This window comes from Symbiobacterium ostreiconchae, from assembly GCF_055396975.1.
In genome coordinates this window covers 2,903,873-2,917,230 of the sequence record NZ_AP042454.1, presented here as the reverse complement: position 1 = coordinate 2,917,230, position 13,358 = coordinate 2,903,873, and the positions used below count along the sequence as shown (strand labels likewise).

The window sequence follows — 13,358 nt, the reverse complement described above, 5'->3', positions numbered from 1 at the left end:
GCCCGGGCCTCTGTCTGCACGGGAACCCCGCCGTCGGCGCCTCGGCCCGGCGTTGACAGTGTACGGAATGGGATGCTATTGTGGGGAAAATTTAAGGGGCGGTGATCACGACCGGCCGACGTCCCGGGAGGGAGTTCTGTACGATGCACTTCTACGGTACCGCGTCCCGCAACGAGAAGGGGCGTCTCACCATCGGCGGCGTAGACGTGGCGGATCTGGCGAGGGAGTTCGGCACGCCGCTGTACATCATGGACGAGGAGCTGATCCGGCAGAACTGCCGGGAGTACGTGGAGAGCTTCCGGCAGCACTACCCCGACTTCGATGTGGCGTACGCCTCCAAGGCGTTCCTGTGTACGGCCATGGCCGCGCTCGTGGCGCAGGAGGGCCTGTCGCTGGATGTCGTCTCCGGCGGGGAAATCGCCACCGCCCTGCAGGCCGGGTTCCCCATGGCCCGCACCTACTTCCACGGGAACAACAAGACGGCCGACGAGATCCGGCTGGCGCTGGACGCCGGGGTCGGCCGCTTCGTGGTGGATTCGCTGCACGAGCTGCACCTTCTGAGCCGCCTGGCCGGCGAGCGGAACGAGACGGTGCGGATCCTGCTCCGGGTGACCCCCGGGGTCGAGGCGCACACGCACGAGTACATCAGCACGGGTCAGCTGGACTCGAAGTTCGGCATCCCCATCGAGGGTGGCCTGGCCCTGGCGGCGGCGCGGGAGGCCCTGCGCACCCCGGGCGTCGAGCTGACGGGCTTCCACTGCCACATCGGGTCGCAGATCTTCGACCTGGCGGGCTACCGGGTCGCCGCCGAGCGGATGCTGGCTTTCGCTGCGGCCGTCCGGGCGGAGACCGGCTTCACGCTGTCGGAACTCAGCCTGGGCGGCGGGCTGGGCGTCCGGTACGTGGAAGGGGACCGGCCCGTCCGGCCGGCGCAGCTGGTGGCGGTCCTGGCTGAGGCCGTGCGCACGGGGGCCGCCGGATACGGCCTGCCGCTGCCGAGGCTGATCGTCGAGCCCGGCCGGTCCATCGTCGCCGAGGCGGGCACTACCCTCTACACGGTGGGCACCATCAAGGAGATCCCCGGCGTGCGCACCTACCTTTCCGTGGACGGCGGCATGGGCGACAACATCCGGCCCGCGCTGTACCAGGCCCGCTACGAATGTGTGGTCGCCAACAAGCTGGACAGCGAGCCCGGCAGAATCGTCACCGTCGTCGGCCGGTACTGCGAGTCGGGTGATGTGCTGCTGACCGACGTCCCGGTCGCGGCCGACGTCGCGCCCGGCGACCTGCTCGCCGTCTTTGCCACCGGAGCCTACAACTACAGCATGGCCTCCCGGTACAACCGCTTCCCGACGCCGCCCGTGGTGTTCGTCCGCGGCGGGCGGGCGGACCTGGTGGTGCGGCGGGAGTCGTTTGCCGAGATGGCGGCCTGCGACCTGCTGCCCCCGCGCCTGCAGGCCGGCGCCCGCGGGCAGTAGGGGCGCCGGAACCGCTGCTGCGAGCCTGCTACATTCTTGCCCGCGCGTGCATGGGGCGCGCCCTGCTTCACGGGCATGAGCAGGGGCGCCCCTTGTGCCTTGTCTCCCGTTCCGGCGCAGGAAACGGGAACCAAACGGCCCGGTTTGTCTGTCTAAGTAATGATAGGTCCGCACAATGAGGTGAGCCAGATTGAGGCGGAAGGTTATTGCCATCGTTGTGGTGCTCGCGGTGCTGGGCGGAGGAGTCTGGTTTGGCTACCAGCGGTTCTTCGGCCAGCGTGCCGCCGTTGATGTCATGGCCGAGGGGCCGGAGGGCGCTCCCGTGGTGCAGGTCGAGCCCGTCTCCCGGCGCATGCTGGTGCAGGAGGTCTTCTCCCCGGGCACGGTGCAGGCCGGCAACCTGCAGGAGTACAAGGCCCCGCTGAACAGCCCGCGGGTGACGATCCTGGTGGAGGCCGGGCAGACGGTGGAGGAGGGACAGCTGCTGGCCGAGCTGGACGCCACCGAGCTGCAGGAGGAGGTCAAGACGAAGGAGCGCGATCTGCTCCAGGCGCAGCGGGACCTGCAGGAGCTGCTGCGGCAGATGGAGAGCGCGCCCCTCATGCTGGAGCGGAACCTCCAGGAGGCCCGGCGCCAGCTCATCGAGGCCCAGAACAACCTGGCCCGGGTGAAGGCCGGCGGCGGCGAGAGCACCGCCGTGAAGCAGCTGCAGGAGCAGATCGCCCAGCTGAAGAGCCAGGTGGCGGCCGCACAGCAGCCGGTGGAGGAGGCCCGGAAGAACCTGGCGGCCGCGGAAGCCGCGTACATGGCCAACCCCGCCGACGCCCAGGCGGCGCAGCAGTACCGCGCGGCGGAGGAGGCCTACCGTGAGGCCATGCGGAAGAGCCAGGAGACCGTGCAGGAGACCGCCGAGAAGCTGGCGGAGGCCGAGGCGGAGCTGGCCGCGCTGCTGGAGGGCGGCCAGGGCGAGGCGGACCACGAACTGAGCGTCAGGCTGGCCGAGATCCAGGTCAGCCTCGCCGAGGTGGCGGTCAGGGAGGCCGAGGCGGCGCTGCAGCGCGGCCCGGACATGGGCCAGGTCGAACTGGCCCAGGCGCGGGTGGAAGCCGCGCAGGCCACGCTGGATAAGCTGCGCGCCAACCTGGAATCGACCCGCATCGTCGCCACCGCGCCGGGGACCGTGCTGAGCGTCCACGTGAAGGACGGCGACCCGGTGCAGCAGGGCGCGCCGATCGTCCGGGTGGGCGACATGGAGCGGATGGAGCTGATCGGCCAGGTGGAGGCCGTGGACCTGGACAGCCTCGAGCCCGGCCAGCCGATCATGGTCACCTCGGCGCTGCTGCCGCTGGCCAGCTTTGAGGGCGTGGTGACCCGCATCAGCCAGCAGACGGCGCAGAGCAACGACTTCTACGGCGGTCCGTACTACATGGGCGACAGCGTGACGTTCGAGGTGCGGGGCGAGGTCATGAACGTCGACGGCCGCCTGAAGAGCGGCATGCAGGTGGAGATGCGCATCCAGACCGCACAGCGGGACGACGTGATCGTGGTGCCGCTGCTCGCCGTGCGGGAGGAGGCCGGCCAGGCTTTCGTGCTGGTGGTCAGGGACTATACCGTGGAGATGCGGCCCATCCAGACGGGCCTGGTCACCAACCGGGAGGTCGAGGTGCTTTCGGGGCTGGAGGAGGGTGAGATGATCATCACCTCCCCGTTTGGGCTGGTCCAGACGCTGCAGGACGGCGACCAGGTGCAGATCCAGGTCATGCCGGGCATGGGGCCGGACATGGGGCCCGGCATGGGCCCCGGGGGCCGGCCGATGCCCGGGCGGGTCCGGGTGGTGCCGCTGGGTCTCCTGATGGGGGGCGCGGCGCGATGAACCTGCTGGAAACCTTCAGCGTCGCGCTTTCCGCCCTCTGGGCCAACAAGCTGCGCTCGGCGCTGACCATGCTCGGCCTGATCATCGGCGTCGGTTCCGTGATCGCCATCATCGCCATCGGCCGGGGTACCCAGAAGGCGATCGCGGAGGAGCTGGACGCCCTGAACGGCGGCGTCTTCCAGCTCATGGCGGCGCCGAGCTGGTCGCCCGACGGACAGCAGACCGCGAGGCTGCGCATGTTCACCGAGGATGACATCGCCCTCCTCAAGGAGGCGCTGCCGGAGATCGACGTCATCGACCCGCAGGTGGGGATGGGCGCGATGATCACCTTCCACCGGGAGACCGGCTGGGACTGGCTCCGCGGCGCGGGCACCGACACGGCGTCGCTGATGAACATCGAGCTCGCCTCCGGCCGCTGGTTCACCGAGGAGGAGATCGTCCGCGGCGACCGGGTGGCGGTGGTCGCCGCCAACCGGTTGACGTACTTGCTGGGGGAGGGGGTCGACCCCCTGGGGATCGAGCTGATGATCAACGGCTACCCCTTCCGGGTGATCGGCGTCATCGCGCCCAACACGGGCATGCTCTCGCAGCTTCTGGGCGGCCAGGGCGGCGACTTTTACGTTCCCCGCAGCTACATCACCCGCGTCACGGGCCAGAACAGCTACGACCACCTGACCGTGCGGGTGCGTGACGGCTACGATCCTGTCGAGGTGAAGGACCTGGCGGTGAAGGTGATGGAGCGGGTGTACCCGGGCACGGGGTACCAGGCCCACATCTGGACCGACTTCATGAGCGGGTTCGACCAGGTCATTTCGATCGTGACCGGGGTGATGGCCGCGATCGCCGGGATCTCCCTGGTCGTCGGCGGCGTGGGCATCATGAACATCATGATGGTCTCGGTGACGGAGCGGACCCGGGAGATCGGGCTCCGGAAGGCCATCGGCGCCCGCCGCCGGGACATCCTGATGCAGTTCCTGGTGGAGGCGCTGACCCTCTGCCTGATCGGCGGCGGCATCGGCATCCTGCTGGCTGCGGGTCCGGTGATGATCGCGGGCAACTACCTGGACACGCCGCTCAGCCTGGATCTGTACGCGATCGCGCTGGCGCTGGGCTTCTCGGCCGCGGTGGGCCTGATCTTCGGGGTGTACCCGGCCGTGAAGGCCGCGCGGATGGATCCCATCGAGGCGCTGCGTTTCGAGTAGGCGTCCCGGGCGGCCGGTTTCAGGCGGTTCTGTGCGGAGACGCGGAAGGGGCGGTGCACGACCTGCACCGCCCCGTATTCTTTGGCTCACGATCCCGCCCCGCCGCCACCCCCTGCACGGCCGGCGATCGCCGCCTTGGCCGCCCTGGCCCGCGCCAGGGCCTCGTCCGCGGTCGGGGCCAGCACGTTCAAGTGGCCCATCTTCCGGTGCGGCCGGGCCTCCCGCTTGCCGTACAGGTGCAGCTTCACGTGCGGGTCGGAGAGGGCTGCGCCCACGTGCAGCGGGAAGTCCTCGCCCATCACGTTCACCATGCAGACGGGGCTGAGCAGGTCCACGGCGCCCAGCGGCAGGCCGCACACCGCCCGGATGTGCTGTTCGAACTGGGACGTGGCGCACGCATCCTGCGTGTAGTGGCCCGAGTTGTGGGGCCGCGGGGCCAGTTCGTTCACCAGCAGGCTGCCGTCGGGGAGGCAGAACATCTCCACGCCCAGCAGCCCCACCAGCCCGAGGCCCTCGGCGATGCGCACCGCCAGGTCCCGGGCGGCGGCCTGCGTCGCCGCATCGACCCGGGCCGGGACGATGGAGTACGCCAGGATGTTCCGTTCGTGGATGTTCTCCGCGACCGGGAACGCCTGCACCTGCCCGGACTCGTTCCGGGCGACGATGACCGACAGCTCGCAGGCGAAGGGGATCAGCCGCTCCAGCACCAGCGGGCGGCCGGCAAGCGCCGCGATGGCCTGCTCCGCATCCTCCGGCGTCCGGATCAGCGCCTGCCCCTTGCCGTCGTAGCCCATGGTGGCGGTCTTCAGCACCGCGGGCAGGCCGATGGCCGCCAGCGCGGCCGGGAAGGCCTCCGCCGACGGCACCGGGCGCCACGGCGCGACGGGAATGCCCAGCCGCTCCAGGGCCTGTTTCTCGTGCATGCGGTTCTGGCAGGTGCGGAGGATCCCGACCCGGGGGTGGACCGGCCGACGTCCGGCCAGCCGCTCCAGCACCCGCGCGTCGATGTTCTCCCACTCGTAGGTGATGACGCTGGCCACCTCGGCCAGCGGCGCCAGGGCGTCAGGATCGTTCAGGGCGCCGACGATCACCCGGTCGGCCACCGGGGCGGCGGGACAGTCGGGGTCCGGGTCGGCCACCGCGACGCGGTAGCCCATCGCCCGGGCGGCCAGGGCGGACATGCGGGCCAGCTGTCCCCCGCCGACGATGCCGACCACCTCACCGGGCAGGATCATGGCTGGCTCTCCTCCACCTGCTGCCGCATGAAGGCCCGGTACTCCTCCAGCGTCGCCGCGAGCTCCGGGCTCTGCAGGGCCAGGATCTGCGCCGCCAGCAGCCCGGCGTTCTTCGCCCCGGCCTTGCCGATGGCCATCGTCGCCACCGGGACGCCGCCGGGCATCTGCACGATGGAGAGCAGCGAGTCCAGCCCGTTCAGGGCCGAGGACTTGACCGGCACGCCGATCACCGGCAGGATGGTCTTCGAGGCGGTCATGCCCGGCAGGTGCGCCGCGCCGCCGGCGCCGGCGATGATCACCCGGATGCCCCGCGCCGCCGCAGACTCGGCGTAGGCGAACATGGCGTCCGGCGTGCGGTGGGCCGAGACGACCTTCATCTCGTAGGGTACGCCCAGTTCGTCCAGCACGTTGGCCGCTTCCTGCATGGTCTCCAGGTCGGAGCGGCTGCCCATGATGATGCCCACGAGCGGTCCGGCTTTCTCTTTCTGCGCCATCGCATGCTGACCCCCTGTTCTTCAGTCCCTGCGCAGTGGGTGAAAGACGACCGTACAACGAGACAGCGGCCCGAGTGGGCCGCTGCCAGCCATCTGGTGGGCGGTACTGGGATCGAACCAGTGACCCCTTGCGTGTGAAGCAAGTGCTCTCCCGCTGAGCTAACCGCCCAGTGCCTGCTCATTATACCGCAAGCCCGTTCGGCGTGCAAGGCCAAATGGCAGTTTCTGCAGGGTTTGTGACCGCAGCAGCCGAATAGGTGACGATCAGGATCAAGCGCATCCCTCGCGCTCCCGGGAGATCAGGTACGATCATGCAGATCATCGTTCCGCACACCAACACCGACCTCGATGCGATCGGGGCTGCCATCGGCGCCCAGGTGCTGTACCCCAGGGCCCAGATCGTGCTGCCGGGCACGGCCAACCCGATGGCGGCGGAGTTCATCTCGCTGCACCGGTACAACCTGCGGGTCCACCGGGTGAAGGACATCGACCTTTCGCAGGTGCGGCGGGCGATCGTCGTGGACACCGCCGACGCCGCCCGCCTGGGCCCCCTGCGGGCCCTCCTGCCGCAGGTGGAGCTGCACCTCTACGACCATCACCCGGCCGAGGCCGACGACCTGCAGGGCCGCCTGGAGGTGCGCGCACCCGTGGGGGCGACCTGCACCCTCCTCGCGGAGCTGATCGAGGAGGCCGGGGCGCCGCTCACCCCGTTCCAGGCCACCGCCCTGCTGGTGGGCATCTACGCCGACACCGGGTCGCTGAGCCTGCTCGGCACCACTGACCGTGACGCCCGGGCGGCAGGCTTTCTGCTCTCCCGCGGCGCCAGCCTGCAGGCGGCGGCCCGCTTCATGGAGGTCTCGCTCTCGCCCGCCCAGCAGACCCTGCTGCAGCAGCTGCAGAACAGGGGCCGCTGGGTGAACGTGCGGGGCGCCCGCATCCGGCTGCTGGTGGCCGAGGTGCCGGAGTACGTGGGCGGCCTCAACCTGGTGGTGCACCGGCTGATGGAGCTGGAGCCCGTGCCGGCCCTGTTTGCGGCGGTCCGCATGGACGACCGGGTGCACCTGGTGGGCCGCTCGTCGGTGCCCTGGGTCGACGCCGCCCGGGTGATGAGCCGGTTCGGCGGGGGCGGCCATGCCGCGGCGGCGTCCGCCGTCGTCAAGGGCCAGTCGGTGCAGGAGGTGGCCCTCAAGCTGGAGGAGGCCCTGCCCGAGGGCGTCGAGCGGCCGCTCATGGCGCGGGATGTGATGTCGGCCCCCGTAAAGACTATCCTGGCCGGGAAGCCCATCCGGGACGCCGAGCGGCTCATGCTGCGCCACGGGCACACCGGCCTGCCGGTGGTGGACGAGACCGGCCGCGTGGTGGGCGTCGTGTCCCTGCGCGACGTGGAGAAGGCCCGCCGCCACGGACTGGAGCACGCGCCGGTGAAGTCCGTGATGAAGTCCCGGGTCATCGCCGTGCATCCCGATTCGCCCATCGATGAGGTGCAGGAGCTGATGATCGAGCGGGACATCGGCCGGGTTCCGGTGGTGGCCGACGGGAACCTGGTGGGGATCATCACCCGGTCGGACATTCTCGGGCTGATCTACGGCGCGCCGGCGCCCCGCTGGCACCGGCGGCTGTACGCGGCCCCGGAGATGCCCAAGGACCTGCGGGATGAGGCCGTGCGGATGGCCCTGGAAGCGGTCGAGGCCGCCCCGGCGGGGATCCGCGCGCTCCTGCGCACCGCGGGCCGGGTCGCGGAGCAGGAGGGGGTGGCGGTCTACGCCGTCGGCGGATTCGTGCGCGACCTGCTCCTCGGCCGGCCGAACCTCGACTTTGACATCGTGGTGGAGGGCGACGGCATCGCGTTTGCCCACACCCTGGCCCGGGAGCTGGGCGGCCGTGTCCAGGAGGTGCCCCGGTTCGGCACTGCCCACATCTACCTGGACCCGCAGGATCCCGACCTGCCGTCCCGCATCGACGTGGCCACCGCACGGCGGGAGTTCTACGAGCACGCCGCCGCCCTGCCCCGGGTGGAGCACGCCGACCTGCACGAGGACCTGTACCGGCGCGACTTCTCCATCAACGCCCTGGCGATCCGCCTGGGCTCCGCCGGCCCCTCGGGGCTGATCGACTTCTTCGGCGGGCTGCAGGACCTGGCGGCGGGGCAGGTGCGCATCCTGCACACGCTGAGCTTCGTGGAGGACCCGACCCGGCTGATCCGCGCGGTGCGCTTTGCCCACCGCTACGGCTTCCGGCTGGAGCCCGAGACGGAGAAGTGCGCCCGCGCGGCCATCGCCCAGGGCTTCCTGGGCCGGGTGAGCCGGGAGCGGCTGCGCAACGAACTGCTGCTCCTGCTGCAGGAGCCCGGCTGCGGCGGCGCGCTGCAGATGCTGGCTGATCTCGGGGGGCTGGAGGCGATCCTGCCGGGGGTGGCCCTGACCCCGGAGCTCCTGGCCCTGGTGGATGCGGTGGACGGGTTGCCCGAGGCGGAGCCTGAGCTCAGCGCCCGCAGCAAGCCCTGGCTGGTGAAGCTGCTGGTGCTCATCCACCGGCTTCCCCTGACCCGGGGCGCGGCCCTGGTGAAGCGGCTGCGGCTGAAGCGGGCGGAGTCGCAGTGCTGCCTCCAGGTGCTGGCGGGCTGGCGCATCGCCCACGACCTGGTGAGCGCCCCCCGGCCCGATCCGGCGGCCATCGTCGCCCGCCTGCGCGGCTGGCCCCCGGAAGGGCTGCTGCTGCTCCACCTGCTGGGCGGGGGCGACCGGGTGGCCCGGTTCTGGCGGGAGTGGCGCCACATCAGGCTCGCGATCACCGGGGCTGACGTGCAGGCGCTGGGCGTGGCCCCAGGCCCGCGTGTCGGCCGGATTCTGCAGCGGGTGCTGGCTGCCCGCCTTTCGGGTCTGGCCCCCGACCGGGAGGCCCAGCTGGAGCTCGCCCGCCGCTACGCTGCCCAACAGGAGGAGTGAACCGCTTGGCACTGCCCAGTCTTCAGCAGATCGTGATGCTGATCCCCGGCGTGGTCATGGGGTTTGCGTTTCACGAGTTCGGCCACGCGCTGGTCGCCACCTGGTTCGGCGACGACACGCCGCGCCTGCAGGGCCGGCTCACCCTGAACCCGCTGGCGCACCTGGATTTCTTCGGCACCCTGCTGCTCCTGCTGGGCGGCTTCGGCTGGGCGAAGCCGGTGATGGTGAACCCCGCCCGGCTCCGGCCGCGGGTCCTGGGGGACATCGCGGTCTCCCTGGCCGGGGTGGCCATGAACTTCATCCTGGCCCTGATCTTCGTCGTGCTCACCGCGCTGGCGGAGACCGGGCGACTGGGATGGCACCACCCCGTGCTGACCCAGACCCTCTTTGCTGTCGCGACCATCAACGTGTTCCTGGTGGCGTTCAACCTGCTGCCCATCCCCCCGCTGGACGGCTTCCGGGTGGTGGTGTACGCGTTCCCGCCGGGGGCGCACGAGCTGGTCGGCACCCTGTACCGCTTCGGCCCCCTGATCCTCATCTTCCTCTTCATGACGGACCTGGTCGACCTGACGCCGGTCTACGACGCCGTCTTCCGGGCCGTGATCTGGGTGGTGGCGCCGCTGCTGCAGCTGCTGTGACATTGCCAGGAATGCCAAAATGCATGTAAGATAAAGGGGTTGTACGAACTACGGGTCCGCGCCGCCGGGAGAGAGGGGGGAACGGGTGTGGAACGCTCCACCAGGTCCGAGCCGTACGTGGTTCACCTGGCCAACTTCGAAGGTCCCCTCGATCTGCTGCTGCACCTGATCCGCCGGGAAGAGATGAACATCTACGACATCCCCATCGCCCGGATCACGGAGCAGTACCTGGCCGCCATTCAGGACCTAGCGGATCTCGACCTCGACCGGGCCAGCGAGTTCCTGGTGATGGCGGCGACGCTGCTGCGCATCAAGTCGCAGATGCTGCTGCCCAAGCCGCCGCGCATCACGGCGGAGGAAGAGGAGCCGGCGGAGGAGGAGGATCCGCGCGCCGCCCTGGTGCGTCAGCTGGTCGCCTACAGCCGGTTCAAGGAGGCGGCGGAGCTGCTGCGGGAGCGGGAGCGGGAGATGCTCCGGGTCTACACGCGCGGCCTCTTCGTCGAGGAGCCCGCCGGCCCGCCGGCGCTGGAGGGCATCGACCTGGCCGACCTGGTCAGGGCGTTCCAGGAGATCCTGAAGGAAGAGTGGAACTGGCGGGAGGTGCCCCGGGAGGAGATCCCGCTCCGGGAGAAGATCCGGGAGATCCGCTTCCGCCTGGCCCGCGCCGCCGGCGGCGTCCGGTTCCGGGACCTCTTCTCCCGGGGCGGCAGCCGCCTGGAGGTGGTCGTCACCTTCCTGGCCCTGCTGGAGCTCATGCGCCAGCGGCAGGTGCGGGTGGTGCAGCGGGAGCTCTTCGGGGAGATCCTGGTCCTGCCGGCGGACCCGCCGCACCATGAGGCCGAGGGAGGCCATGAGGACGGATGATCTGGAACCATGGCAAGATGATCCTGGAGGCGCTGCTGCTGGCTTCGCCGGAGCCGCTCACGATCAAGCGCATCGCCGAGGTGATCGGCCTCGACGAAAAGGACGCCGCCCTGCTCATGGCCGACCTGCAGAAGGACTACGAGGCGCCGGGCCGCGGGCTGGCCATCCGGGAGCTGGCGGGCGGTTACGTGCTGACCACCCGGCCGGAGGCGGCCGAGTACGTGGAGCGGCTGCTGCAGCCCCGGTCGCGGGGGCTCTCCCACGCCGCACTGGAGACGCTGGCCATCATCGCCTACCGTCAGCCCATCACCAAAGCGGAAATTGAGGCCGTGCGGGGGGTGAAGGTCGACCGGGCCCTGGAGACGCTGCTGGAGCGGCGGCTGGTCGCCGACATCGGGCGCAAGGAGGCCCCGGGCCGGCCGATCCTCTACGGCACCACCCCCGAGTTTCTGAAGTACTTCGGGCTGAAGGCGCTCAGCGAGCTGCCGCCGGTGGAGATCGACACGTCGGAGCCGGGCCTGATCCTGCCCACCGGGGCGGCGGCCGGCGCCGGAGCGGAGGACGGGGAGCCGCCCCGGGAGGTGCAGCCGTCGCTGTTCGGAGGGGAGGTGCACCCGGGGCAGGGGGCGCCGTCCGGGGGCAGCGGGGGGCCGGACCACGGGGAGCCGGGGGAGGAGGAATAGCGGTTGGGTTTCACGGGACACGCCTTCGTGGACTGGGATGACACGATCGCGGAAAACATCCGCTACTTCCGGGAGGTCGAGGCGCAGACCAGCCGGCTCGTCGCCGACCGCACCGGGTTTGATTGCGCGGAGGTCCAGCGGCGCGGGGCCGAGCTGGACGTGGTGGTCGCCCGGCAGATGGGCCTGGTGAAGGAATCGCTGGCCGCGGCCTGGGTGGCCTGCTACCGGGAGTTCGCCAGCCGGGCGGGGCGGCCGGCGGATCCGGAGGTGGAGGCCGAACTGCGCCGGCTGTGCGCCATCCCCTACGAGACCCGGCAGGAGCTGCTGCCCGGGGCGGCGGAGACGCTGCGCTGGCTGTACGAGTCGGGGTTCGAGGTGACGATCTGGACCGCGGGGGAACTGCACATCCAGCAGCGGAAGATCCGGGAGTCGGGGCTCGTGGGCTGGATCCACCGGCAGGCGGTGGTGCTGGAGAAGACGCCCGAGCGGCTGAGGGCGTACATCGGCGACCGCGACCCGGGCCGCTGCTTCGTCGTGGGCAACTCCCGGCACTCCGACATCCGCCCCGCGCTGGCGCTGGGCATCACGGCGTATCACGTGGACGTGGAGACGTGGGCCTACGACCACCTGGAGGTGGACGAGGAGGATCCCAACTACCACCGGCTGGCGCACATCGGCGAACTGCCGCGCCTTCTGGCGCAGCGCTTCCGCCTGGCGGTGTGAGCGCCGGCCGGCGGTATGGCGCCTGCGCAGATTGGTAAGACTCACCTCGGCAGCGCGGGCAAGTGTGCCGGGGGTGGATGAATATGGGCTGGCTGATCGCCGCGGGCTGCCTGGCTGCGGCGATTCTGCTTCTGGGGCTGGTGCCGGTGAGACTGCACCTGCGGCTCAACCAGGCCGGTCTGCAGGCGCAGGTGTTCGTGGAGCTGCGGGTGGGCTGGCTGCGGCTCACGCGGGCGGTGGCCCTCGGGGAGCGGGCGCGCCGGAGGGCCGAGCGCGTCCGGCGCAGGCTGGGCCTGGGCAGGCAGGACCTGCGCGAGCTGCTGGCGGCTTCGCTCCCCGGGCTGCGCTACCTGGGCCGGGCCACCCGGTGCGCCCGGTTCCGCGTGCGCGTGGAGGTGGGCGGCTTCGACCCGTGCGACTCGGCCCTGCTCGCGGGCTTCGGCTGGAGCGCCGTCTACGGGCTGCTCGCGCAGCTGGGCCGGTGGGTCGTGCTGGAGCCCGGCGGGGTCGCGGTGGCCGTGGTCCCCAGCTTCCATCGGCCGGTCCTGCGCACCGACGTGGACTGCATACTGCAGGTGCGGCTGGGAAAGGCTACTTGGGCAGCGGGCATGGTGCTGCGGGAAGCCGTGCGGCGCAGGGCGCGGCTTACCCGAATCCTGCAGCGTCAGCGGAGGAAAGGGGACAGGAGCGGTGGCCGAGCACCCGATTCAGGGCCTGATGAAGACGGCCATGGAAAGCCTGAAGAGCATGGTGGACGTGAACACCGTCATCGGTGACCCGGTGGAGACGCAGGACGGCACCGTCATCGTGCCGGTCTCCCGCGTGACCTTCGGCTTTGCGGCAGGCGGCTCGGAGTTCGGCCAGGCGCAGGAGGGGGAGCCCGGGCACGACCATCCGTTCGGCGGCGGCAGCGGGGCCGGGGTGTCGGTCAGCCCGGTGGGCTTCCTGGTGGTGGGCAGGGACCAGGTCCGGATGCTGCCGGTGGACGGCGGGCAGCCGGTCCACCGCATCATCGACCTGGCGCCGCAGCTCATCGACAAGCTGAAGGCCGTGATGCGCAGCCGTGCGGACGACGGGCACGTCGAGCCCGGGGGCGAGGGCGCCATCGGGGCCGACGGGACGCCGAACACTACCCTCACCTAGCCTTTTCCGGGGCCGGGCGGCACTGCGCCCGGCCCCGGCGCGCGGCGGGCGGAATAGGCCGGATGGCGGAGGCTTACGCT

General features: G+C 70.8%; 12 protein-coding genes and 1 tRNA gene. 10 read left to right on the top strand and 3 right to left on the bottom strand.

Annotated features, from left to right (window positions below; genetic code table 11):
• Nucleotides 1-143: 143 nt before the first annotated feature.
• The 3 genes from lysA to ACZ5UM_RS14140 all read left to right on the top strand — a co-directional run bounded on the left by lysA (nt 144) and on the right by ACZ5UM_RS14140 (nt 4,553).
• Nucleotides 144-1,478, top strand: coding sequence for a diaminopimelate decarboxylase (lysA, locus tag ACZ5UM_RS14150; RefSeq protein ID WP_464844940.1), 1,335 nt, complete (start codon nt 144-146; stop codon nt 1,476-1,478).
• Between the two features lie 190 nt (nt 1,479-1,668).
• The gene (locus tag ACZ5UM_RS14145; RefSeq protein ID WP_464844939.1) at nt 1,669-3,351 is read left to right on the top strand and encodes an efflux RND transporter periplasmic adaptor subunit; all 1,683 of its coding nucleotides are present in this window, start codon (nt 1,669-1,671) and stop codon (nt 3,349-3,351) included.
• On the top strand, nt 3,348-4,553 hold the full coding sequence (locus ACZ5UM_RS14140) for an ABC transporter permease (RefSeq protein ID WP_464844938.1): 1,206 nt from the start codon (nt 3,348-3,350) through the stop codon (nt 4,551-4,553). Before ACZ5UM_RS14145 ends, ACZ5UM_RS14140 begins: the two co-directional genes overlap by 4 nt.
• Before the next feature lie 86 nt (nt 4,554-4,639).
• Here ACZ5UM_RS14140 and ACZ5UM_RS14135 read toward each other — a convergent pair whose 3' ends face one another.
• The 3 genes from ACZ5UM_RS14135 to ACZ5UM_RS14125 all read right to left on the bottom strand — a co-directional run bounded on the left by ACZ5UM_RS14135 (nt 4,640) and on the right by ACZ5UM_RS14125 (nt 6,451).
• Entirely contained in the window at nt 4,640-5,788 is a 1,149-nt protein-coding gene (locus ACZ5UM_RS14135; RefSeq protein ID WP_464844937.1) for a 5-(carboxyamino)imidazole ribonucleotide synthase, read from the bottom strand.
• Nucleotides 5,785-6,282 carry a 5-(carboxyamino)imidazole ribonucleotide mutase gene (gene purE, locus ACZ5UM_RS14130; protein WP_464844936.1) on the bottom strand — a complete coding sequence of 166 codons (498 nt, stop codon included), beginning with the start codon at nt 6,280-6,282 and terminating at the stop codon, nt 5,785-5,787. The genes ACZ5UM_RS14135 and purE overlap by 4 nt, the downstream gene beginning before the upstream one ends.
• Nucleotides 6,283-6,376: 94 nt before the next feature.
• Nucleotides 6,377-6,451, bottom strand: a tRNA-Val gene (locus tag ACZ5UM_RS14125).
• A 142-nt stretch (nt 6,452-6,593) separates the two neighbouring features.
• On the opposite strand from ACZ5UM_RS14125, the gene ACZ5UM_RS14120 reads away from it, so the two are divergent.
• The 7 genes from ACZ5UM_RS14120 (at nt 6,594) to ytfJ (ending at nt 13,278) form a co-directional block, all read left to right on the top strand.
• Nucleotides 6,594-9,227 (top strand): CBS domain-containing protein, encoded by a 2,634-nt coding sequence (locus ACZ5UM_RS14120; RefSeq protein WP_464844935.1) that lies wholly within the window; start codon nt 6,594-6,596, stop codon nt 9,225-9,227.
• 5 nt (nt 9,228-9,232) lie between these two features.
• Nucleotides 9,233-9,865, top strand: coding sequence for a site-2 protease family protein (locus ACZ5UM_RS14115; protein WP_464844934.1), 633 nt, complete (start codon nt 9,233-9,235; stop codon nt 9,863-9,865).
• 87 nt (nt 9,866-9,952) lie between these two features.
• On the top strand, nt 9,953-10,729 hold the full coding sequence (locus ACZ5UM_RS14110; RefSeq protein ID WP_464844933.1) for a segregation and condensation protein A: 777 nt from the start codon (nt 9,953-9,955) through the stop codon (nt 10,727-10,729).
• Complete coding sequence (gene scpB / locus ACZ5UM_RS14105; RefSeq protein ID WP_464844932.1) at nt 10,726-11,412, top strand: SMC-Scp complex subunit ScpB; 687 nt, start codon at nt 10,726-10,728, stop codon at nt 11,410-11,412. Before ACZ5UM_RS14110 ends, scpB begins: the two co-directional genes overlap by 4 nt.
• A 3-nt stretch (nt 11,413-11,415) precedes the next feature.
• Nucleotides 11,416-12,135, top strand: a complete 720-nt coding sequence (locus tag ACZ5UM_RS14100) for an HAD family hydrolase (RefSeq protein WP_464844931.1) — start codon at nt 11,416-11,418, stop codon at nt 12,133-12,135.
• An 83-nt stretch (nt 12,136-12,218) separates the two neighbouring features.
• Complete coding sequence (locus tag ACZ5UM_RS14095) at nt 12,219-12,911, top strand: DUF2953 domain-containing protein (protein WP_464844930.1); 693 nt, start codon at nt 12,219-12,221, stop codon at nt 12,909-12,911.
• Nucleotides 12,865-13,278, top strand: a complete 414-nt coding sequence (gene ytfJ, locus ACZ5UM_RS14090; RefSeq protein ID WP_464844929.1) for a GerW family sporulation protein — start codon at nt 12,865-12,867, stop codon at nt 13,276-13,278. Before ACZ5UM_RS14095 ends, ytfJ begins: the two co-directional genes overlap by 47 nt.
• Nucleotides 13,279-13,358 lie beyond the last annotated feature (80 nt).